The following is a 21925-nucleotide window of genomic DNA, read 5'->3' on the forward strand; positions in this document are numbered from 1 at the left end:
CGCCGCGTCTCACCCGCGCAGCGTCAGCTCCGGGTCCCCGTGTGCGTCGCCCGCCGTGTCCCCGATCAGGGCGGTGAAGGCCTCTGTCCGCACGGTCAGGCCCGCAGCGTCGCGCTCGAAGGTGGGCGCGAACGGGCCACTGAAGGAGCCGCCGTAGCGCACGGCGAAAACGCTCAGGCTCTCCGGGGCATCCGGGACCGGGCCCGCTTCGAGGGCCGTCGAGGTGACGAGATGGCGCCAGCCCTCGTCGGGGTTGCCGTAGCCGCGCGGGTCGGCCGCGAGGGCGAAGGCCGCCTGCTCCTGGGTGGCCTCGGAGCGGGCGTCGAAGTGGTCGGCGCCCTGCTCCTGAGGGTGCGTCAGCCGCAGGGTGCCGGCGGAGGTCACCTCGGCGTCGGCGGTACGGCGCACCCGGTCTCCGTCGTCGGTGGCGTACGGCATTCCGGCGAGCAGGTACGGCGTGCCATCGAGCCGTTCCAGGGCAACCGTCACCCACAGGGTCGTGCCGTCGGTGACGTACAGGGACTGGCTGTGCCGCAGGACATGGTCGCGGCCGACGACCGGCTTGGTGACCAGCTTGGCCGCGAAAGTCCCGGTGCGGACGTCGCGCACCCGCACCTCGCCCATGGGGCGGCACAGCAGGAAGCCGTCCGTGACCGGGCCGAAGCCGTGCTGGCGGTTGACCGCCGCGGGCAGGAAGTACGTGCCGCCGGCCTCGATCAGGGACGGGGTCATACGGTCGTCGAAGGCCACCGAGACGGTGCCCGCGCGGAGTTGGTGGCGCCCGGACCTGGTCGACGGCGTGCGGTGCCAGGGTGTGCTGTCCTGGATCTGCCAGACCAGCATCCAGGCGAAGTGGCCGTCGACCCCGCCGTCCGTCTTGACCGCGTGCCGGCCCCAGCGGGTGTCGCCCCGGTAGCGGCCCAGATCGGAGCCGATGCGGGCGCCGAAGTAGCGCAGGCCGAGGACCGACTCGAAGCCGGAGTGCTGCTCGCTGTAGCGGGGTCCGCCGTTGTCGAAGCCGCCGTTGGTGAGGCGGGCGTCGATGTAGCGGGCCAGCGCGTCGCCGTCCTCGGCGAAGACGTCCTCGCCGCTGACCCGGTGGGCCTGGGCGAGGAAGGAGAGGGAGATCGGTCCGTAGTTGTTGTCGTAGGCGCCGCCGTGCTCGGGGGGCAGCAGGGCTCCGCGGTCGCGGACGCAGTGCGCGCGGATCTCGTCGGTGTACAGCTCCAGCGCCCGCGCACGGACGGACTTCCCCTGGGGGTCCGGCAGATGACGCGCCAGCATCAGCCCGCCCACCACACACCCGATCGCCTGGTTGCCGGCCTCCTGCGGGTTGAAGAAGGTCGCCTCGGTCAGCCAGCGCCAGTAGCCATGCCCCAACTCCACGATCTCGTAGCGCAGTTCGTCGTGGATGAGGTTGTCGGACGCCTCCAGGACGTTGACGAGCTGGAGGAGCGCCCACACGGTGCTCGGCCAGTCGCCGATCGGGTGTGCGCCCGACTCCAGGACGTAACGAGCGTACGGAAGACCGGAGTTGCGCACCTTCAGGTTCGGGTAGCCGGGGTTGTCCTCGGTGTAGACCCGCTCGCGGAGGTGGAAGCGCAGGCTGCGCAGGATGGCCTCGGGCAGGCGCGGGTCCGGGGTGCGCCGGTGGGCGAGGCCCAGCAGGGACGTGATGCCGAGCGAGGTGTCGCCGATGTCGTCGACGCAGTCGGGGTGTTCGAGGTTGCCCTCGGGCGTGATGCGGGTCAGGGCTTGCTCGACCACGTCGGCGAGGACGGCGTCGTAGGCCTCGGGGCTGTCCGGCAGGTCATGCAGGGGGCCGCGCTGGTGAGGGAGGTGCACGGGAGGGGGCGTGGGGTGCACGGGGGTCAGCCCTTCATGCCGGAGGTGGCCATGGCGTGGGTCGTCGGGGTCACAGGACAGGTGCGGGCCGGCGGGCGCGCAGTGCGAGGGTCAGTGTCTGCGGTCCGTGCCCACCGAGGTAGACGCGGTTCCCGGTCGTCGCGTCGGTGCCGCCGACCACGGTGTAGTCCTGCCCCGGGTCGTAGCGCAGTACGTCGCTCCGGTCCGGCCCGGCGAGGGGTTCGCCTGCCTCGACGGTGGCCTCGACCCGGATCTCGTCGTCGCCGACGCGGTAGGTCATCGGGCCGGTCGTGAGGCACCAGCGTCCGTCGTCGAGCGGTTCGGCGCCCTCGGTAACGCCCCCGGGCCGGAAGGTCAGTTCGAGGGCCCAGGGCACCTGTGGTCCGCTGATGTCGATCCGCAGGTCGGCGCCGTCCTCCCGCAGGCCGACCTCGACCCGGGTCGTTTGGGAGACCTCGTCCTGAGGGCGGTCGGGGAAAGCCATCGCCGCGGAGAAGCGGCCCTCGTCCACCAGGCGGTAGGCGCCGTCGTCACGCCTCCGGTCCTTCGGGAGCGGCTGGTAGTAGGCGGTTGTGAGGGTTTGGGTGAGCCGGTACCGGTTGTCGGCGAGCTGTTCCATGTCGGCGGCACGGAACGGGCCCAGGTCGAAGAACACCCGCGAGAGGCGGACCGCGTCGAGGACGGCGGCACCGGCGAACAGGCGCAGGAAGGTGGGGTTGCATGCGAGGCCCGAGCGGATACGCCGGTGCTCGGGCACGTCGGAGCCGCCGTACACCACGGTGTGCGCGGTGGCCGAGGCGTGTGCGGCGAGGCGTGCGGTGGGGAGGTACCGGTCGCGCGGGAGCTTCTCCGCGTCCGGGGCCGGCAGGGTACGGCACAGATCCGGGGTGAGGAGGGTCTGGGCGAGCAGGTCGGGGTCGTCGATGCCGTCGGCGAGCGCCAGGCGGGCCGCGTGGGCGAAGTCCCCCCGGCCGGTGCGGATCGCGAGCAGCCGGTAGTGCGGCAGGTAGGGCCACAGCGCGAACGAAAGCTTCTGGTCCTGGCGGCGCGAGTGGACGGTCTCCACCGTGCCGTCCGGCCTGATCAGGTCCAGGGTCGTGGCGAGGTTGCGTTCGACGGCGTCCAGCAGGTCGGTACGCCCGAGCACCTCGGCCAGCAACAGCAGCGCCGGGTTGGTCACGATGGACGCGTAGACGGCGCTGCGTTCCGAGTACAGGCCCTCCGCGTCGATGTCGACGCCCTCGGCGAGCCACTCCTCGACGCGGTCGAGCAGCCGGTCGTCGGGGAACGACCGGTGCAGCCGGGCCAGCGCCGCGGACAGCTCCCAGCGGTGGTTCGGGGTGTGCACCCCGCCGGTCAGGAGACTGCCGGTTGCGGCGCCGGCGATCTGGGCGAGCGCGGCGGTGACATCGCGCAGTTCCGGCCCCGCGCCGGCGGCGAGGACGTGCGCGTCGCACACGTCGTTGACGGTGAACGCGGAGTCCGGCGGTGACTGCACGTTGTCGCCGCCGGCGAAGAGGCCGGTGGTGGTCTGCGCGGCTCGCAGGGCTCGGAGGTGGGTCATCGCGGCGGCGACGGCCTGTCCGCTGCCGTGCAGTGCCGAGTCCGGGGAACGGTAGGCCGCGACCAGGGTCTTCACCCGGCGGGCCAGAGCTCGGTGGGGCACACCTGCGGGTTTCCCGTCGGGGTCGGCCGCCAGCGGGGCGGCCGACCGGTCGGCGGCACCGGCCACCGCGCGGACGAACTCGTGGTCGAGCGGGGTGGGCATGGTCAGTCCTTCAGGCCGGCGTTGATGTCGGCGCCCATGACGTAGCGCTGGAAGACCAGGAAGATCACGATCAGCGGGATCATGGAGATGACCGAGGCCCCGAGCAGTACCGACCAGTTGATGTTCTGCGCGCCGACGATGCTCTGGATGCCGATCTGCACGGTGAACTTGTTGGGGTCGTTGAGCATGAGGAGCGGCCAGATGTAGTCGTTCCACCGCCACTGGAAGGACAGGATGGCGAGGGTCAGCATGATGGGCCGGGAGAGCGGCACCATGATCCGCAGGAAGATCGACAGTTCGCGGGCGCCGTCGATGCGTGCGGCTTCCACTAGTTCGTCGGGAACCGTCAGGAAGAACTGGCGGAACATGAAGCATCCGGTCGCGGTGAGCACGGCCGGGAGGATGATGCCGCTGAAGGAGTTGTAGAGGCCGAGGTTGCGGACCACCAGGAACTCCGGGGCGAGCATGACCTCGGACGGCAGCATCGTGGTGGCCAGGATGCAGATGAAGAACGCCTTGAGCCACTTGTTGTCGTACTTGGCCAGCGCGTACCCGGTGCAGCAGCTGACTCCCACCGTGAGGATCGTCGTGATCACGCACACGATGGCCGTGTTGATGAAGTACTGGGAGAAGTTGGCACTGCGCCACGCCGTGAGGTAGCCCGACAGGGTGGGGTTGTGCGGAACCAGCGTCAGCGGATAGGAGAACAGGTCGCTGGCCGGCTTGAGGGAGCTGAGGATGAACCACAGCACCGGCAGCCCGTACAGACACGCCAGGATCCACAGCAGTGTCGTCGCGGACACCGCACGGCGGAGCCCACCGTTGCCCGCTCTGCGGGGCCGCTTCTTGGAGACGGCCCGTCCGGGACCGGTGTCGGCCGTGCGCGGGATGTCTGTGGTTGTCATCGGTTCTCCACCCGCCGGTTGACGATCAGCTGGATGATCGCGACGGCCATCAGGATGAGCATGAGCACGAATGACGCGGCGCTCGCGTAGCCGATCTGGCCCCGTTTGAAGCCGGTCTCATAGATGTACTGGACAAGCAGGTTGTTCGACGTGCCGGGTCCGCCGTTGTTGAGGGCGACGAACACCGGGTATTCCTTCATCGCGTTGATCGTGTTGAGCAGGATGACGATGAACGAGGTGGGCGCGATGCTCGGCAGCGTGATGCTGATGAACTGGCGCCATGGGCCTGCGCCGTCGAGCGAGGCCGCCTCGTAGTACGACACCGGTACGTTCTTGATCGCCGCGATGAACAGCAGCATCGAGAAACCCGTCCAGGCCCAGGACGCCGCCATCACCACCACGATCAACGACAGGTCCGCGTTCGACTGCCACGGAACGGCACTTCCGCCGAGCTTCTCGATGACGTAGTTGACCAGTCCGAAGTTCTCACCGAACAGCCACCGCCACAGGACACCCACGACGATGGGCGACAGCAGCCATGGGATGAAGAAGATGACGCGGGCGACCGACGCGCCCTTGGCGTGCTTGCTCACCACCAGGTTGGCGGCGAGCAGCGAGAGCGCGAAGTTCAGCGGAACGAAGAGGACGGCGTACAGCAGCGTCCGGGACAGCGCGTCGTAGAAGGTGGAGTCCCCGAACAGGTTGTGGTAGTTGTCCAGTCCGATGAACTGGAACGCCCCCACACCCGTGTAGTTCGTGAACGAGTAGCCGAGCCCGATCACCGCAGGCCAGACGAAGAACAGCGCGAAGAGCACGACATTGGCCGCGATGAGGACGAGCGGCGCGACGATGTACTTGTTGCGTCTCCTGCGCGGGCTCACGGACACGTCCGAGGCGCGTTTTGTCATCTTCCTGACTCCGTGCTGGTGGAATGGATTCCTGTGGGCTCACGCCATGAGCCCGGCATCACGTGGGCGCCCAGGGCCGGGGCGGCGGTCTCGAACCCGCCGCCCCGGCCCTGTGGCCTACGATCCGCCGCCGACCTGCTGGTTGTAGCCGGCCACGATGTTCTCCAGGGCCTTGTCGGCCGACTGCTGGCCGTTGATCGCCTTGCCGAGCTCCGTCTTGGTCGGGTCCTCGGTGAGGCTCTTGCCCTTCAGCACCCAGTTCGTCTGCGCGCCGTTGAAGTAGCCGGAGATCGGGGCGTAGAGCGGGATCGACTCGTTGTACAGCTTGAACGCCGCCTGCGCCGCCTCGGACTTGAAGGGGTACTTCGGGTTCAGACCGCTCTCGACCGGCAGGAACCCGGACGCCTCACACAGCGCCCGGTAGTGGGCCGGCTCGTACAGCCAGGACAGGAACTTCGTCGCGGCGGTGGCCGCGGCGCCGTTGTTGTTGAAGCCGACCGTCATGCCGCCGCTGTTGACGTCGCTGGCCTGCACCGGCTCGGCGGGCGTCGGGACGCTCGCCCAGTCGAACTTCTTGATGCTCTCCGCGAAGGCGGGAACCTGCCATACGCCGGACCAGTAGGCGACCACGTCACCGCTCTGGAACATGGCCGACGGGTCGGCGCCGCTGGTCCACACCGACTTCGGCATGGTCTTGTCGTCGTTCAGTCCGACGAAGTACTTGACGGCCTTCTTGGTCGCCGCGTCCACCGAGAACTTGCCGGAGGAGTCCGCGTGGACGTACTTCCCGCCCATCTCGTACACCATGGCGCGGAGCCGGGACGGCGACTGGTCGAACGTCAGGGAGTACTTGGCGCCGGTCTTCTCCCGGACCTTGTTCGCCGCCTTGATGAAGTCGGTCCAGGTCCAGGTCTTCTGGGGCGAGGCCGGGACCGCGACGCCTGCCTTCTTGAACAGCGTCTTGTTGATGAACAGGCCGGACGCGGTGACGTCCGAGGGGATGGACAGCACCTTCCCGGACGAGTCCTTGGCGAGGAAGTTGGCGTTGATGTTGTTGCTCTTGTTGTTGGCGATGGAGCTGAGGTCGAGCAGCTTGTTCGACCAGATCGGGTCCAGCGCCGGCACGGCCGCCACGTCGGGCAGAGAGTTCGCCTGCGCGGCGTTGTGCAGCTTCGTCGGGTAGCCGTCGTAGGGGATGTTGACGAGCTTGACGTTGACGCCGGTTTCCTTCTTGTACTGCGCAACCATCTTCTTCCAGCCCGCGTCCTGCCCCGGAACCGTGGAGATCCAGAACGTCAGCGACTTGGACGTACCGCCCGAGTCCGACCCCCCACCGCAGGCGGAGAGCAGCAGGGCTCCTGCCGTGGCCACGGCAGCGAGAGGAACCAGGCGGCGCAGACCGCCGCGGCCGAGTCGGCGAGAGCGCCGCACACCCACACTGGTCATCTTCAATCCCTTTTCGTCGTAGCGGAAGAAGCACGGCGCCAGCCGAGGCGGCACGGGTGCATTTTGCGGGAAATTTCGCTTTCCGGGGGCACGGCCTCGCCCGGCCGCGTCGCTCCTTGACGGGTGGGATCCCCGGCCATGAGGGCCGTCGTCGCACGAACACGCCCTCGTGCGGCTGCCGTACTTCGCGTACGGGCGGGAGGCTCACTCCGAGTCGGCGTCCCGGCCGACTTAGAAAGCGCTTGTCCGGACATTGGCAGACCGAGTCGGAAGCCGTCAATCCTTCGCCCGCGCTGCCTCGGTCACGGTTTGGACTCCCCGGGCGACCGCGAGCCGGGCGGCACCCACGACCGTACCCAGGTCCCCCACCGTGCTGCTGACCACTTCGGTGGGCCAGCTCAGCCGTGCCAGCTCGGCCCGCACACCGGGCAGGAGCTGCGGGTCCGCGCCGGTGCTGCCGCCCAGCACGATCATTCCCGGGTCCAGTACGGCGGTCACGGCGGCGGCGAGGCGGCCCACGTCCGTGGCATGGCGGCCGACGACGGCGCGGGCCGCGGCCCGGCCCTCCCCGGCGAGCGCGAAGAGACGCTCGGCGGTGCGGGGGCACGGCCCGTCGGCGTCCGGCCAGGCCTCGGCGGCCCGGCGCAGCAGCGAGCGGGCGCCGATGTACTCCTCCAGGGCCTCGTGGCGCGGCTCACGGCCGTCGTCCCACGGGTAGGGCAGCCGGGCCAGCTCTCCCGCGGCGCCGTTGGCTCCGCGCAGCACCCGGCCACCGACCACGATGCCGAGGCCGATGCCCACGCCGATGCGCAGATAGCCGAAGGTGTCCTGGCCGCGGGCGGCGCCCTCGTGCAGTTCCGCGAGCGCGGCGCAGTTGACGTTGTTCTCCAGCTGGACGGGAACGCCCGGCGGCAGCGCGACGGCCATGGCGTCGAAGACGGGGCCCGCCTTGGCCGTCGCCGGGCGCACGGCGGTGCCCTCCCGCTGCGCCGTGACGTCACCGACGGCCACCACGATGGTGCGCAGCGGAACGTCGGCGGACAGCGCGTCGAGGGCGTGGCGCACCACGTCGGCGGCCTCCTCCCGGGGACCGTCGGCCTGAGCGAGCAGGGTGCCGTCCAGGGCGCAGGCACGCACCCGGGTGAGAGCGGGGCCCAGGTCGACGGCGAGGACCGCGCCGGCGGCCGGTCCCAGGCGGTACACCGCGGCGGTGCGGCCCGTGCCGCTGGAAGCGGTGCCGGAGTGGGCGGCGAGCCCGGCGCTCTCCAGCTCCGCGACGGCCGAGGACACCGTCGGTTTGGACAGGCCCGCCAGGCTCGCGAGCTGCGGCCGGGTCGCCCTGCCCGCCCCCGCCAGCACGGCGAACACCGCGCTCGCGCTCTCGGTCAGGCGGGGCGCGTTCGCCACGTCGTGTTCCACAGTTCTCCCGCACAGGTCGACGGCCGCGCTCCCGGCCGGGTCGGCTCCGCGGGATGCGGCATGGGATGCCCTGGCGTCGCGGTTCCCGGCCCCGCGGCGGCCCGGTGGGACCGCTCGGTGGTCGAGTGCGCGATGCCTCTTGACACGCACCTTACTTCGTTAGTTAACTTCCTAACGAATGTCACGGTACTCGCCTGCCGTGCTCCGCCAGAAGCCCGTCCCGGGGCTTCCCTAGTTCTTCAACTCCCCTGTCTTCAGGCACGGTTCGCCCGCCGTCGCAGCACCATGCAACGACGTAAAGAGGATCCGTGCAGGACACCCCTTTCTCGCACCCGCTTGTCGTGGGTATCGACGTGGGCGGCACCAAGACGCAATTGCGCGCCTTCGCGGGCGACACCCGCGTCGCCGATCATGTCCGCCCCAGCAGCGGCTGGCGGCCGCACGACCCCGTGGCCGCCGCCGGCTGGCTGGCGGCGCTGGTCGCCGAGGCACTGCCGGCGGGCGCACGCCCGTCCGCCGTCGCCGTGGGCGGCCACGCCTGCGAGACCCCTCGCCAGTGCACCCAGATCCGCACCGCCCTGCACCTGCACTTCGACGCGCCCGCACTCGTCGTGGGGGACGCCGAACTGCTGGTGCCCGCCGCCGGGTTGCAGACGGGCGTCGGCCTGGTCGCCGGCACCGGTTCCGTCGCTGTCGGCCGCCTCCGCGACGGCAGTCCCGTCCAGGTCGGCGGCTGGGGCGCGATGCTCGGCGACGAGGGCGGTTCTGCCGGTCTCGTCCGCGAGGCGGTCCGGGCCGTCTGGGCGGCGCACGACCGCGGGGAGGAACCCGACGCGCTCGCCAAGGGCCTTCTCACCGCGTTCGACGTCGACGAAGTACCGGCGCTCGGCGCGGCGCTGGAGCGGGCCACGGACGTCTCCGCGCAGTGGGGCCGGCACGCGCCGGCCGTGTTCGCCGCCGCCGAGGCGGGCTCGCCGCTCGCACGCACGGTGATCAACGACGGCGGCCGCTCACTGGCCGCGCTCGTCGCACGGCTCGCCGCCCGTGGGGTGGCGGTCGACGACGTCGTGATCGCGGGCAGCACCGTCCTCGCCCAATCCGCCCTGTACGACGCCTTCGTGACGTCCCTGGCCGCGAGCGTGCCCGGGGCCCGGCCGCGTCCCCTCGACGGGGCGCCGGTCGACGGAGCGGTGGCGATGGCCCGTTCACTCGTATGACATGCGGGCGACGCCGGAGCCTCCCCGGTCCGACACGACTCGCCCGTAGATCTTCGCTCGTACGGCTTTGGAAAGCGCATTCGACGCATGCGTCACGTGCCGCACCGTGAGCCGCAATCGATCGCACCACCTCCCCCGGCCGCAGGGCCGACGAACTCAAGAGAGGCAGACGCATGCCGTCTTCAGCCGGGCACCACTCCCCCGCGTCGGTCCGTGAACGAGCCGTGAACCGAAGGGGGTTCCTCAGGACGTCTCTGGGCGCCTCGGCCGGTGTGCTGGCCGCGCCCACCTTCGTGACGTGGCTGGCCGCCGCGGACGCGAAGGCCGCCACCGCCCCGGCCGCGTTCGTCGACGACTACAAGACGAACGTCATGGCCAACCAGACGCCCGAGACCAACGCGGTGGTCCGCATTCTCGGCGGCATGAGCAAGGTGTGGAAGACCGGGGCCGACTGGAACACGGGCACCCCGCTGATGCCCGAGGTGCTGCGCGCCAACATGCGCTACTGCGCCCGGATCACCGCCGCCCGCACCGAGGCACAGGCACGCGAGGCGTTCATCTACGACCGCCAGCACCAGAGTTACGCGGTCATCGCAGGCCTCGGCCCGCTCGCCGACCTCTACAGGACGGGCGCCAAGGCGGTCACGTCGATCACCAGCGCCCCCGACGGCACGCCCGCCGCCAAGATCGACGACGCGGTGCCGGCCGGCGCTCCGGCCGGGTCCGCCCTCGGCGCGGGCGCCCACGACTCGGCGCTCGGCAAGGTGGCCGAGCTGGTCGACACGGTGCGCGGCAACTTCGCCTCCGGCAACCCGGCCAAGTACACCTACCGCTACCCGCGCCCGTGGCGCATGAACGAGGACAGCGAGGTCGTCGACACCGGCACGACCGACGCGCTCGGCTTCCCCGTCTACGACTCCGAGGTGGTCGTCGCCCCGCAGTTGCTGCGCCAGCGCTCCACATCGCCGGTCGACGACGGCGGCTACCCCAGCGGTCACACCAACGCCTTCCACCTGGCCGGGCTGGCGCTCGCGTACGCGGTGCCCGAGCGGTTCCAGGAGCTGGTGGCGCGCGCCTACGAGCTCAGCCACACCCGGATCGTCGCGGGCATGCACTCCACCGTCGACGTCCTCAGCGGCCGCATCATGGCCACCGCCCTGACCGCCGCCACGCTCGCCGACCCCGCGAACGCGGACCTCAAGGCCGCGGCCCGCGCCCAGGCCCTCACCTATTTCAAGGAGCAGACCGGCACCACGGCCGACACGCTGTACGCCTACGCGCACTCCGCCGGCGTCGACACGGACCCGTACGCCGACCGGGCCGCCAACGCCCGCGCGCTCGAGCCCCGGCTGACGTACGTCCTGACCCGGCACGGCCGCAGCGAGGACCTGACCGTGCCCAGGGGCGCCGAGGTCCTGCTGGAGACTCGGCTCCCCTACCTCGACGCGGCCCAGCGCCGCGAGGTGCTCCGCACGACCGCCCTGCCGTCCGGGTACGTGCTGCTCGACGGCCCGGAGCAGTGGGGGCGGCTCAATCTGTTCGCCGCCGCCGACGGGTACGGCGCCTTCGACTCCGACGTGTACGTGACCATGAACGCCGCCGACGGAGGCTTCGGCGCGGCCGACTCCTGGCGCAACGACATCTCCGGCTGCGGCGGTCTGGTCAAGCGCGGCAGCGGTGCGCTGACCCTGACGGGAGCCAACCGCCACACGGGCGGCACGGTCGTGGAGGAGGGGTCGTTGACCGCCGGTTCCGCGCAGGCGCTGGGCCACGGCGACGTCCGCGTGCAGGGCGGCCTGCTGCGGGCGACTGCGGCGGTGCGGGTGCGCGGCGCCTACACGCAGGCGTCCGGCGCGACTCTTGAGGTGACACTCGGCGCGGGCTGCGCGGCCCCGCTGACGGTGGACCAGCGGGTGCTGCTGAGCCGCGCCAGCGTGCTCTCGCTGCGGCTGGACACCGAGCGTCCGCCGGCCGCGGGCAGCGTGGTCCCGGTGATCCGGACGCGTTCGCTGCGCGGGCAGTTCGGAAGCGTCGTGGTGCAGGCCGAGGGCTATCGGGCGGTGCCCGTGTACACGGCCGGGGGGCTTGCCGTACGACTGCTGAAGCGGTGACCTCGCCGGTCGCCATCGCCTGAGTGCTGAGCGGCGGTCGCGCGTCGGGTCTTGCGCGCGGCCGCCGCACCGCCGATTCAACGGCCGCCGCGTGGCGATGTCACACTTCGGCCGCTCGGTCCCTCTTGGATGCGGACACTCTTATGCACTGAGTGCCGACCCTTACAGGAGGCCGTCATGAACGAGATCGAGCTGTCGGGCGGGACCATCGAGTACACGGACACCGGCGGCGACGGCCCTGTCCTCGTGCTCCTGCACGGCTTCATGATGGACGCCTCCCTGTGGGACGAGACGATCGCCGGGCTGTCCGCCGACCACCGCTGCGTGGCGCCGACGCTGCCCCTGGGCGCGCACCGTCTCGGGATGCGGGCCGACGCCGACCTGTCGCTGCCCGGGGTGGCCCGCCTGGTCGCGGAGTTCCTGGAACGGCTCGATCTGCGCGACGTCACGCTCGTCGGCAACGACACGGGCGGAGCGCTGGTCCAGCTGCTCATGGCCGAGGGAGCGGCACGGGTGGGGTCGGTCGTACTCGTCTCCTGCGACGCCTTCGACAACTTCCCGCCGGGACTGACCGGCAGGACGCTCGTGCTCACCGGCAGGCTCTCGCCGCGGATGTTCGGGCTGTTCATGCAGCAGATGCGGCTACGACCGCTGCGGCGGCTCCCGATCGCGTTCGGATGGCTGACCAAGCGGGGCGACGCCGCCACCGCCCGCTGGATCCGGCCGGTCCTGCGGCGGCAGGACATCCGCCGCGACACCGTGCGCGTCCTGCGAGCGGCGGCCGCGGACACCGGCCTGCTGCTCACCGCTGCCGAACGCCTGCCCGATTTCGACCGGCCCGCCCTCGTCGTCTGGGCCACCGGTGACAGGGTGATGCCGCCCGAGCACGGCCGGCGTCTGGCCGCGCTCCTTCCGCAGGCCCGGCTGGTCGAGGTGGCGGACACCCGCACCCTCGTGCCCCTGGACCAGCCCGCGGAACTCGCGCGTGCCGTGCGGGAGTTCACCCGCGCCCCGCACGTCACCTGAGGCCAATGTCCGAGAGCTGCGCTACGTTTCCCCCATGACGCAATTCGTACTGGTGGCAGGTGCATGGCTCGGAGCGTGGGCGTGGGACGAGGTGGTGCCCGAGCTGCGTGCGGCCGGGCACGGCGTCCACCCCCTGACGCTGTCGGGTGTCGCCGACAGACAGGACGAACCGGTCGGGACGCAGACCCATGTGCAGGACATCGTCGGCGAGGTCGAGCGCCTCGATCTGCACGACGTGGTCCTGGTCGGGCACAGCTACTCGGGCATTCCGGTCGGCCAGGCCGCCGCCCGCCTCGGCGACCGGCTGGCACATGTGGTGTACGTGGACGCCAATCTGCCGACCGACGGCGAGTCGTTCGTCTCCACCTGGTGGCAGGGCGCGGAGAGACTGCAGGCCGTGCTCGACGAGAACGACGGGTGCTGGCCGCCGCTGACCGCCGCCGAGTACGACGGGCAGGGCCTGTCCGACGAGCAGATCTCGCGGATCGCGGGCGGCTCGACCCCGCAGCCGGGCGCCACCCTGTCCGACCCGGCCGTGCTGAAGCGACCGCTCGACGAGCTCCCCACCACGTACATCAAGTGCCTGCTCGACGGCGACGAGCCGAACGACGACGCGGCCGAGCTGCTCAGGAGCAAGCAGTGGCAGCTCGTCGAGATGGACACCGGTCACTGGCCGATGTTCTCGCAGCCGCACGAGCTGGCCCGGATCCTCCTGCGGTCCGCCACGCACTGACCGCACGCGCCACGGGGCCCCCGAACGGATTGCCCCGCTACGGCGTCGTCCTGGCCTCCAGGTCGTGGCGGGTGTCGTCGCCGTACACCCCGGTCTCGTCGCCCCGGATGCCGTACCAGAGCTGGAAGCGGGCCACGGCGGCGGTGAGGGTGGCGTCGTAGGTGCCGCTGGTGGCGCCGCTGGTGTAGACGTCCGGGATGCGCAGCAGCCGCTGCTGGAGTTCGGTGACCTCGGGACCGTTGTCGCCCTCGCGCAGGGTGCCCGCGCCGTCGGGGTCGGCGGCCCCTGAGGGGGCGCGGACGCCGGGTGTCGCCGAAGGCGGGTTCGCGGTTCCCGCCCGCTCGTCCGTGTCGTCGCCGGGCAGCAGGAGCGCGGCGGCGAAGCCTGCCAGGGCCGCCACGAGCACGGCGACGCCGATCGCGGTCCGGCGCAGTACGGCCTCGCGCCCGCGATCCGAGTGGCGACCGCCCGCTTTCGGACTCCGGCTGCCCAAGGCTCCCGGTTCGGTCGCCACCGGTGGCAGTTCCTCGGTCTCGCTCTCCTCCACGGGCGGCAGAAACGTCGGGGCGGGGGCGGCTGCCATCACGACGGGCTCATCGGGCTCCCCCAGGGCCTCGCGGCGGTCGTTCTCACGTACCTGCCGCACCAGCTCTGCCAGCGCCTCCGTCCGGCGGCGGAGCTGGACTCGGGTGGGTTCGAGCGCCGGGCGCCGCGCAGGGCGCCCGGGTCCGGGCGGTATCGACACACCGCTCTCCTCTCATGTGTGCGGTTTCCCGCCATCCCCGTGGAGAGATACGCGGGCATCGGCCCGCCGGTTCAGCACGCACCTCACCTCATCAAGCGATCGATACGATCAATTAGGCAGGAATCATTGAGCGTTTGAGCGATCCCATGCTAGAAACCGCCGTCATGACGACTCGTTGGTCACGCCGTGGCTTCCTGGCCGCAAGCAGCACCGCGCTCGCGCTCGGGGTGCACACCACCGCCGACGCCTCCCCCCTCACCTCCACCGACACGACCGAGGCCGCGGACGCGTTCGCGACCCTGCGCGCCAAGTGGCGCACCCTCGTCCTCGGAGAGGGCTTCAGCCCCACCGCGGAGCCCTTCAAGAGCCGCCTCGCCGAACTGGGCACGACCGCGAGCACATTGCGGTCCACGATGGCCCCGGTGTCCGGGTCGCTGTGGCCGGACCTGGTCTACGCCGACCCCGAGCCGGACACCGACCAGGAGTCGTACGGCTACTCCGGGAACATGAACGCCAGCTACACCCGGCTCAGCACCCTGGCTCAGGCCTACTCCCAGCAGGGCACGGGCCTGACCGGCGACAGCACACTCCGGGACGACATCCTCACCGGCCTCGACCACCTCCACACCGAGGTCTACAACGAGAACCAGACGCGCTACGGCAACTGGTACAGCTGGCAGATCGGCGCGCCCCAGGCGCTGCTGGACGTGTGCGTACTCATGTACGACCAGCTGTCCGCCGCGCAGATCACGAGTTACCTGAACGCCGTGGACCACTTCGTGCCCGACTCGGCGGTCTCCAGCTACAGCGGCACGAGCACGGGCGCGAACCGCGTCGACCTGTGCCGGGTCCTCGCCCTGCGGGGCGTCGTCGGCGCGAACTCGGCGAAGATCGCGCTGGCCCGTGACGCTCTCTCCCCCGTCTTCCCGTACGTGACCGGCGGCGACGGTCTCTACACCGACGGCTCGTTCATCCAGCACACCACCGTCCCCTACACCGGCTCGTACGGCTCGGTGATGCTGGGCGGGCTCGGCCTGCTGTTCGCCCTGCTCGCCGGGTCCACCTGGGCGGTGACCGACGCAGGCCGGCAGATCGTGTTCGACGCGGTGGAGAACGCCTGGGCGCCGTTCCTCTACAACGGCCTCGTCATGGACGGCGTGTCGGGGCGGGCGGTCAGCCGGGGCCTGGCCACGTCCGACACCAAGCAGATCCAGCAGGACGACCATCTGCGCGGCCACCCGATCCTCGCGTCCATCGTGCTGCTCGGCCAGGGCGCGAGCAGCGCCGAGAACGCCCGCTGGCGCGGCCTCGTGAAGGGCTGGATACAGCGCGACTACTACAGCCCGCCCATGAGCGATCCCGCGCTGAGCCTGCCAAGTCTGTCCCGGCTCACGGGCGTTGTCGACGACACCGCGGTGTCCGCGATCGCCGAGCCGACCGGGCACCGGCTGTTCACCAACATGTCCCGGGCCACGCACCGCCGCCCCGGCTGGGCCGCCTCGATCAGCATGGCCGACCGCCGGATCACGTACTACGAGACCGGCAACGGCGAGAACCTGCACGGCTGGCACACCGGTTCCGGAATGCTCTACTGGTGGGGCGACACGTTCGGCAACGGGCAGTACAGCGACGCCTTCTGGCCGACGGTGGACCCGTACCGGCTGCCCGGCACCACCGCCTCGCGGCTGGCGCTCGCGGATGCCGCGGGCGGCGACTGGGGCGCCTCACTGCCGGACGTGAACTGGGTGGGCGGCACCACGGACGGGCAGCGGGCCGCGATCGGCCAGTATCTGAAGGGCCTGCAGAGCACGCTGCTGGCGAAGAAGTCATGGTTCTGCCTGGACGACTCGATCGTCTGCCTCGGCGCCGGGATCAAGTGCACGGACGGCACGGCCGTGGAGTCGACGGTGGAGAACCGCAACCTCGGCCCCACCGGCAACACCTCGTTCCAGGCCGACGGTGTCACCAAGCCGCTCAGCTACCCCTGGTCGGAGACGCTCACCGGCGCCGGCTGGGCCCACATCGGCGGCCACGGCGGCTATGTCTTCCCCGGCGGGGCCACCGTCAAGGCGTTGCGCGAGGCCCGCGACGGCAAGTGGAGCGACATCAACAGGGGCGGCACCACCGCCGTCCTCAACCGCAAGTACCTGACCCTGTACGTCGACCACGGCACCAACCCGACGGGCGCCTCGTACGCCTACCTCCTCATGCCGGGCGCCACCGCCGCGCAGACGCAGACCCGGGCCGCCGCGAACGGCTGGCTGACGGTCCTCGCCAACACCGACAGCCAGCAGGGGGTCGCCGTCCCCCCGCTCGGCTTCACCGGCGTGAACTTCTGGTTCGGCGGCACCGTGGGAGCCCTCACCGCGAGCAACCCCTGCTGCGTGATGATCAACGAGAAGAGCGACGGCACCGCGGTGATCTGCGTCAGCGACCCCATGCGCATGCAGACCAGCCTCACGCTCACCTGGAACAGGGCCGTGTCCACGGTGACCTCCAAGCCCTCGACCGTCACCTCGGCGACCACCGGCTCCAGCCTGACGCTGACCTTCGGCGATCTCCGTACGACCGCCGGTGTCACCCAGAAGATCAGCGTCAAGCTCGGCTGACGGGAGGACGGGGCAGGTCAGGCTCTCACGTACGCAGCCAGACCGTGCTGTCCGGCGGCAGTCGGCCCTCGTCGAACCCGTTGCTGGAGAGCAGAACGGCTTCGTGCGGAGGCAGTTCGACCGGGCGCCGGGAGAAGTTCACCACGCAGGTGAGGCCGCCGGGCCGGGTGAAGGCGAGGACTCCGTCGTCGTCGGTGGGCAGCCACCGCATCGGCCCGTCGCCCAGGCCCGGTTCGGCGCGCCGCAGCCGCAGTGCCCGGCGGTAGAGCTCCAGCATGGAGTCCGGATCGCCGGTCTGCGCCGCGACCGTGTACTCCTTCCAGACCGCGGGCTGCGGCAGCCACGGCTCCGTGCCGTCGCCGTGGGTGTCGGGGCCGTTGAAGCCGAAGGGGGGTGCGTCGCCCTCCCAGGGGATCGGTACGCGGCAGCCGTCGCGGCCCGGGTCGGCGCCGTCCGTCCCGTGGAAGGCGGGGTCCTGGATCAGGTGCTCGGGGATGTCCTCGACCTCCCACAGGCCCAGTTCGTCGCCCTGGTAGACGTAGACGCAGCCGGGCAGTGCCATGGTCAGCAGGGCGGCGGCCCGGGCCCGCCGGGTGCCCGTCGGAAGGTCGACGGGCGTGCCGTGCAGGCGGCGCCGGTCGAAGCCGTATCCGGAGTCGGCCCGGCCGTAGCGGGTGACGTGCCGGGTGGTGTCGTGGTTGGACAGGACCCAGGTGGCGGGGGCACCGATCTGCGTGTGTCCGGCAAGGGTGTCGTCGATGACGGCGCGCATCCGCTCGGCGGACCATTCCGCCTGGAGGAAGGGGAAGTTGAAGCCGGTGTGCAGTTCGTCGGCGCGCAGGTAGCGGATGAAGCGCTGCCGGTCGGCCACCCACAGCTCACCTACGAAGATCCTTTCCCCGTCGTAGGAGTCGGCGATGCGCCGCCAGGCGCGGTACACCTCGTGCACTCCGTCCTGGTCCGACACCGGCGACGGTGCGCCTTCGGGGATCGCGGCGAGGTCGGGCAGGCCCGGGTGTTTCACCAGGTTGTCGGCCACGTCGATACGGAAGCCGTCGACGCCCCGGTCGAACCAGAAGCGCAGGATCGACTCGAACTCGGCGCGCACCGCGGGGCTGTCCCAGTTGAAGTCCGGCTGCCCGGGTGCGAACAGGTGCAGGTACCACTCGCCGGGAGTGCCGTCGGCCTCGGTGACCCGCTGCCAGGCGGGTCCGCCGAAGTGGGACGGCCAGTCGTTGGGCGGCAGTGCGCCCGACTCGCCGCGTCCGGGCCGGAAGTGGAAACGGGAGCGCTCGGGCGAGCCCGGACCTGCCGTCAACGCCGCCTGGAACCAGGGGTGTTGGTCAGAGCAGTGGTTGGGCACCAGGTCGACGATGACGCGCAGACCCAGGCTGTGCGCCTGGGCGATCAGCTCCTCGGCCTCGCGCAGGGTGCCGAACAGCGGGTCGATGTCCCGGTAGTCGGCGACGTCGTAGCCGGCGTCGGCCATCGGGGAGACGTACCAGGGACTGATCCACAGGGCGTCCACGCCGAGGTCCCGCAGATGCGCGAGGCGTGAGCGGATCCCGGCGATGTCACCGACGCCGTCCGCGTTGCCGTCGGCGTAACTGCGCGGATAGATCTGGTAGATGGCGGCACTGCGCCACCAGGGGCTTGCGTCGGTCATCCGGTGTGCCAATCGTCGAAGTGCGTCATGGTGCGGTCGACGGCGCCGTACGGCTCCGTGTGTGAACTGCCTGCCACAGTCCGGCATTCCACAGCGAGGCCGCTTCCAGTCCCACCAGGCTCGTCCGGACGGTGCGCCCCGGGGCGGGCGGGATCTCCTCGTACGCCTCGCGTGAGCCGTTCGCCTCGAGGCGCTCGCCCGGCTCGTATGACGGCACGACCAGCACCCGGCAGCCCGCCGCGTGTGCGGACATCACGCCCGCGCGACTGTCCTCGACGGCGAGACAGGCGGCCGGATCCACGCCGAGGTGCCGGGCCGCGGCGAGATAGGGGTCGGGGGCGGGCTTGGTGCGCGGGGTCTCGCCGGCGGCGACGGTCGTACGGAAGTTCTCGGCGCCCAGCACCTTCAGTACGGCGTCCACCACCGGCCGCGGGGAGGCCGAGACCAGGGCGGCAGGGATGTCCAAGTCCCTCAGCAGTGCGAGGAGTTCGGAGGCGCCCGGCATCGGCGCGGCCTCCGCCTCGACGGCATGCAGGAAGGCTGCTTCGAGGTCCTCTGCCAGCGCGTCCACGGCGCGGCCGGTCACGCGGTGCAGATGTGCGGCGGTGTCGGCGACCGAGCGGCCGAGCACCTCGGGGAGGTCCTCGGCGCCGAGTGCGTGGCCGAGTGCGTCGGCGCAGGCGCGGACGGTGCGCAACCACAGCTTCTCGGTGTCGACGAGGGTGCCGTCCATGTCGAGGAGCACGGCGTCCGGGCGGGCCGCGAAGGGGCGGCCGTCGAACGTCCAGTGCCTGTCCGGGAGTTGGCCCAGCGAGGCGAACACCTGGGCGGCGACGTCGACATGGCGTACCTCCGGGGGTGCCGCGCCGACACCGGGGCCCGCGGCGATCAGCCAGGCGGTGCGCTCGTGCGAGGAACGGCCGCCGTGCCCACCGGCGTCGACATGGCCGTGGTCGGTGACGACGAGAAACGTCCACTGCTCACTGTCGTAGGCGGGCCGGGAGCGCACGGCGGCGAGCAGCCGGCCGAGGCGCTCGTCGGCACGGAGCACCGAGGCCTCGTACGCGTCGCCGCAGCCGAGGAAGTGCGCGGTCTCGTCGGGTGCGCCGAGGTAGACGAACAACGCGTCGAAGTCGTCGTCCGCGAGAACGCGCGCCGCCTCCTCGGTGATCCGCTCGTCGCAGGTCTCCCACGCCTGCGGGGTGTCCGCGGTCGGTGCGACGTACACGGTGCGCGACGGCGCCCTGAACAGCGGGCCGCCGTCGCGGACTTGCATCAGCGGCTGCCAGCCCGCCGCGACGAAGGTGCGGCCCCGCTCGGCGAGGCGGGTGGCGAAGTCGGGGAAGACATCGAGTCGGTGGCCGCTGAAGTCGTTGCTCCACACCCCGTGCTTGTCGGCGCTCACTCCGGTGACGATCGTCGCCCAGCAGGGGCCCGACATGGTGGGCGTGCGGTCGTCGACCTCGATCGGGGTGAGGAACCCGTCGGCCGCGAGGGCGTCCAGGTGCGGGGTGGACAGGCGGCGCAGGACATCGAGGCGTACGCCGTCGATGCCGACGACGAGAACGCGGCGCGCGGCGGGCATGGGTGGAGTCCTTTCCGTACGGGGCAGAGTTGCCGGGGCCCGCGGCTACGGGACTGCCGGAAGGTGTGCGCCTGTTCAGGCCGATCGGCTCAGCTCGTCGGAGCCGACTCCGTAGAGGAACGGGAGGCCTTGTGCGTAGCGCTGCACCTCGTCGACGGCCCAGTGCGCCATGCGACCGAGTTCATTGCCGAGGGATCCCGCGATGTGCGGGGTGAGCAGCACGTTGGGGAGCGTGTAGAGCGGGGAGGAGGCGGGGGGTACGTCCGGTTCGGTCACGTCGAGTACAGCGTGGACGCGGCCGGAAACGAGACGCTCGGTGAGCGCTTCCGTGTCGACTAGGGATCCGCGCGCCGTGTTGATGAGCGTGGCGCCGTCCTGCAGGAGTGCGAGCCGGCGCGCGTCGAACATGTGGCGCGTCTCGGGGAGTTGGGGCGCGTGGATGGACACCACGTGGCTGCGCCGGACGAGTTCGTCGAGCTCGACAAGTTCCGCACCGAGGGCGCGCGCCCCTTCCCGGTCCAGGTAGGGGTCATGGAGGAGGACGGTGAGGTCGAGCGGGCGGAGCAGCTCGATGACACGGCGTCCGATGCGGGAGGCTCCGACGACACCGACGGTGCGGCGGTAGTTGCCGTAGCCGGTGAAGTACGGCAGGAGCGCGGGCTGTTCGCGCGTCCGGGCATAGCCGCGGGCGACATCGAGGATGCGCTTGTTGGCGAACAGGATGGCGGCGAGGGTGAACTCGGCGACGGGCAGGGCGTTGGCGGCGGCCGCGGAGGAGACGGTGATGCCGCGCTTCCAGACGGCGTCGGTGACGTGGTGCTTGACGGACCCGGCCGCGTGGACCACGGCCCGCAGCCTCGGCATGCGGTGCAGCGCGTCCTCGCTCAGCAGGGGCGCGCCCCAGTGGGTGAACAGGACTTCCACGTCGGCCAGTTCGGCGTCTTCGGCGGCGGCGAAGTCGGTGAGGTGGGTCGAGGTGTCCACGGCGGCGACGGTAGGGAGCCGGTCGAGGGCTCCTTCCGCGAGCAGCGAGTCGTGGATCTCGTGTCCCATGGCGAGGACGGTGCGCGGGCGCCGTGGTCGGGTGAGGCGCGACGAGCTGTTCAGGAGGGTGCCTTCCGGTACGAGCATGGTCACTTCACCGCGCCTGCGGTCAGGCCGGAGCGCCAGAAGCGCTGCAGGCAGACGAAGGCGACGATCAGCGGGACGACGGCGACGAGGGACCCGGTGATGACGAGCGCGTAGTACTCGGGCTGCTGCTGCGTGACGCTGTTCCACATGAACAGGCCGAGGTTGACCGGGTAGAGCTTCTCGTCGTTCAGCATCACGAGGGCGCCGAAGAAGTTGTTCCAGCTGGCGGTGAACGAGAACAGGAAGATGGTCATGAAGCCGGGCGCGAGCATCGGCAGCGCGATCCCCGCGAACGTGCGCAGTTCACCGGCACCGTCGACGCGGGCCGCCTCCAGGACCTCGCCCGGCACGTATCCCTCGGAGAAGACGCGGGCGAGATAGACGCCGAACGGGTTGACCAGGGCGGGCAGCAGCAGCGCCCAGTAGGTGTTGACGACCCCGGCCTTGGTGGCGAGCAGGTACATGGGCAGCTGGATCACCGTGGTGGGCACCAGCACACCGCCGAGGACGATGCCGAACAGCTTCTCCTTGCCCCTGAAGTCGTACTTGTCGAAGGCGTATCCGGTGGCGACGCACAGCAGCGAGGAGACCGCCGAGCCGACGACGGAGTAGAGGATGCTGTTGCCGAACCAGCGCAGGTAGATGCCGTCGTTGAAGGTGAAGACGTGCCGCAGGTTGGTGAAGAGGTTGAAGTCGCCGAACGCGAAGCCGGAGGTGCCGAAGAGGTCGCGGCTGTTCTTGGTGGCGGCGAAGAGCAGCCAGCTCACCGGCATCAGGGTGTAGAGCGCCG

The 21925-nt window shown here is 70.9% G+C and carries 16 protein-coding genes; 5 read left to right on the forward strand and 11 right to left on the reverse strand.

The features are described from left to right. Positions 1–9: 9 nt before the first annotated feature. The 6 genes from AB5J56_RS03425 to AB5J56_RS03450 all read right to left on the reverse strand — a co-directional run bounded on the left by AB5J56_RS03425 (position 10) and on the right by AB5J56_RS03450 (position 8300). Positions 10–1845, reverse strand: a complete 1836-nt coding sequence (locus tag AB5J56_RS03425; protein ID WP_369229865.1) for a hypothetical protein — start codon at positions 1843–1845, stop codon at positions 10–12. A 70-nt stretch (positions 1846–1915) separates the two neighbouring features. Continuing rightward, positions 1916–3634, reverse strand: a complete 1719-nt coding sequence (locus AB5J56_RS03430) for a hypothetical protein (protein ID WP_369229867.1) — start codon at positions 3632–3634, stop codon at positions 1916–1918. A 2-nt stretch (positions 3635–3636) separates the two neighbouring features. Continuing rightward, positions 3637–4539: a carbohydrate ABC transporter permease gene (locus AB5J56_RS03435; protein WP_369229869.1), complete on the reverse strand. Its 903-nt coding sequence runs from the start codon at positions 4537–4539 to the stop codon at positions 3637–3639. Continuing rightward, positions 4536–5447: a carbohydrate ABC transporter permease gene (locus tag AB5J56_RS03440; protein WP_369229871.1), complete on the reverse strand. Its 912-nt coding sequence runs from the start codon at positions 5445–5447 to the stop codon at positions 4536–4538. Before AB5J56_RS03440 ends, AB5J56_RS03435 begins: the two co-directional genes overlap by 4 nt. Positions 5448–5564: 117 nt before the next feature. Continuing rightward, positions 5565–6893, reverse strand: coding sequence for an extracellular solute-binding protein (locus tag AB5J56_RS03445; RefSeq protein WP_369229873.1), 1329 nt, complete (start codon positions 6891–6893; stop codon positions 5565–5567). A gap of 276 nt (positions 6894–7169) precedes the next feature. Next, a complete protein-coding gene (locus AB5J56_RS03450) occupies positions 7170–8300 on the reverse strand; it encodes an ROK family transcriptional regulator (protein ID WP_369229875.1) in 1131 nt (376 codons plus the stop codon). Positions 8301–8620: 320 nt separating this feature from the next. On the opposite strand from AB5J56_RS03450, the gene AB5J56_RS03455 reads away from it, so the two are divergent. From AB5J56_RS03455 to AB5J56_RS03470, 4 genes are all read left to right on the forward strand, one after another. After that, a complete protein-coding gene (locus tag AB5J56_RS03455; protein WP_369229877.1) occupies positions 8621–9529 on the forward strand; it encodes an N-acetylglucosamine kinase in 909 nt (302 codons plus the stop codon). A gap of 173 nt (positions 9530–9702) precedes the next feature. After that, the gene (locus AB5J56_RS03460; RefSeq protein WP_369229879.1) at positions 9703–11640 is read left to right on the forward strand and encodes a phosphatase PAP2 family protein; all 1938 of its coding nucleotides are present in this window, start codon (positions 9703–9705) and stop codon (positions 11638–11640) included. A gap of 177 nt (positions 11641–11817) precedes the next feature. Then, positions 11818–12666, forward strand: coding sequence for an alpha/beta fold hydrolase (locus tag AB5J56_RS03465; RefSeq protein WP_369229881.1), 849 nt, complete (start codon positions 11818–11820; stop codon positions 12664–12666). Positions 12667–12700: 34 nt separating this feature from the next. Next, positions 12701–13399, forward strand: a complete 699-nt coding sequence (locus AB5J56_RS03470; protein ID WP_369229883.1) for an alpha/beta fold hydrolase — start codon at positions 12701–12703, stop codon at positions 13397–13399. Positions 13400–13436: 37 nt separating this feature from the next. On the opposite strand, the gene AB5J56_RS03475 is transcribed toward AB5J56_RS03470, so the two are convergent. Further along, positions 13437–14144, reverse strand: a complete 708-nt coding sequence (locus AB5J56_RS03475; protein WP_369229885.1) for a peptidoglycan-binding protein — start codon at positions 14142–14144, stop codon at positions 13437–13439. Between the two features lie 164 nt (positions 14145–14308). Here AB5J56_RS03475 and AB5J56_RS03480 point away from each other — a divergent pair, with 164 nt between their 5' ends. Then, the gene (locus tag AB5J56_RS03480; RefSeq protein ID WP_369229887.1) at positions 14309–16753 is read left to right on the forward strand and encodes a polysaccharide lyase 8 family protein; all 2445 of its coding nucleotides are present in this window, start codon (positions 14309–14311) and stop codon (positions 16751–16753) included. 25 nt (positions 16754–16778) lie between these two features. On the opposite strand, the gene AB5J56_RS03485 is transcribed toward AB5J56_RS03480, so the two are convergent. From AB5J56_RS03485 to AB5J56_RS03500, 4 genes are all read right to left on the reverse strand, one after another. Then, entirely contained in the window at positions 16779–18419 is a 1641-nt protein-coding gene (locus tag AB5J56_RS03485; protein WP_369229888.1) for an alpha-amylase family glycosyl hydrolase, read from the reverse strand. Between the two features lie 25 nt (positions 18420–18444). After that, the gene (locus AB5J56_RS03490) at positions 18445–20004 is read right to left on the reverse strand and encodes an HAD-IA family hydrolase (RefSeq protein ID WP_369229890.1); all 1560 of its coding nucleotides are present in this window, start codon (positions 20002–20004) and stop codon (positions 18445–18447) included. A 75-nt stretch (positions 20005–20079) separates the two neighbouring features. Then, the gene (locus tag AB5J56_RS03495) at positions 20080–21135 is read right to left on the reverse strand and encodes a hydroxyacid dehydrogenase (protein WP_369229892.1); all 1056 of its coding nucleotides are present in this window, start codon (positions 21133–21135) and stop codon (positions 20080–20082) included. Positions 21136–21137: 2 nt separating this feature from the next. Next, positions 21138–21908 (reverse strand): carbohydrate ABC transporter permease, encoded by a 771-nt coding sequence (locus AB5J56_RS03500; RefSeq protein WP_369242337.1) that lies wholly within the window; start codon positions 21906–21908, stop codon positions 21138–21140. Positions 21909–21925: the final 17 nt, after the last annotated feature.

This window comes from Streptomyces sp. R21 (assembly GCF_041051975.1).
Classification (GTDB): domain Bacteria; phylum Actinomycetota; class Actinomycetes; order Streptomycetales; family Streptomycetaceae; genus Streptomyces.

Coding starts and splice junctions, on each gene's coding strand:
- AB5J56_RS03490 (WP_369229890.1), bottom strand. CDS start 20,004: ATGCCCGCCGCGCGCCGCGTTCTCGTCGTCGGCATCGACGGCGTACGC.
- AB5J56_RS03460 (WP_369229879.1), top strand. CDS start 9,703: ATGCCGTCTTCAGCCGGGCACCACTCCCCCGCGTCGGTCCGTGAACGA.
- AB5J56_RS03470 (WP_369229883.1), top strand. CDS start 12,701: ATGACGCAATTCGTACTGGTGGCAGGTGCATGGCTCGGAGCGTGGGCG.
- AB5J56_RS03430 (WP_369229867.1), bottom strand. CDS start 3,634: ATGCCCACCCCGCTCGACCACGAGTTCGTCCGCGCGGTGGCCGGTGCC.
- AB5J56_RS03465 (WP_369229881.1), top strand. CDS start 11,818: ATGAACGAGATCGAGCTGTCGGGCGGGACCATCGAGTACACGGACACC.
- AB5J56_RS03435 (WP_369229869.1), bottom strand. CDS start 4,539: ATGACAACCACAGACATCCCGCGCACGGCCGACACCGGTCCCGGACGG.
- AB5J56_RS03495 (WP_369229892.1), bottom strand. CDS start 21,135: ATGCTCGTACCGGAAGGCACCCTCCTGAACAGCTCGTCGCGCCTCACC.
- AB5J56_RS03440 (WP_369229871.1), bottom strand. CDS start 5,447: ATGACAAAACGCGCCTCGGACGTGTCCGTGAGCCCGCGCAGGAGACGC.
- AB5J56_RS03500 (WP_369242337.1), bottom strand. CDS start 21,908: ATGCCGGTGAGCTGGCTGCTCTTCGCCGCCACCAAGAACAGCCGCGAC.
- AB5J56_RS03445 (WP_369229873.1), bottom strand. CDS start 6,893: ATGACCAGTGTGGGTGTGCGGCGCTCTCGCCGACTCGGCCGCGGCGGT.
- AB5J56_RS03480 (WP_369229887.1), top strand. CDS start 14,309: ATGACGACTCGTTGGTCACGCCGTGGCTTCCTGGCCGCAAGCAGCACC.
- AB5J56_RS03485 (WP_369229888.1), bottom strand. CDS start 18,419: ATGACCGACGCAAGCCCCTGGTGGCGCAGTGCCGCCATCTACCAGATC.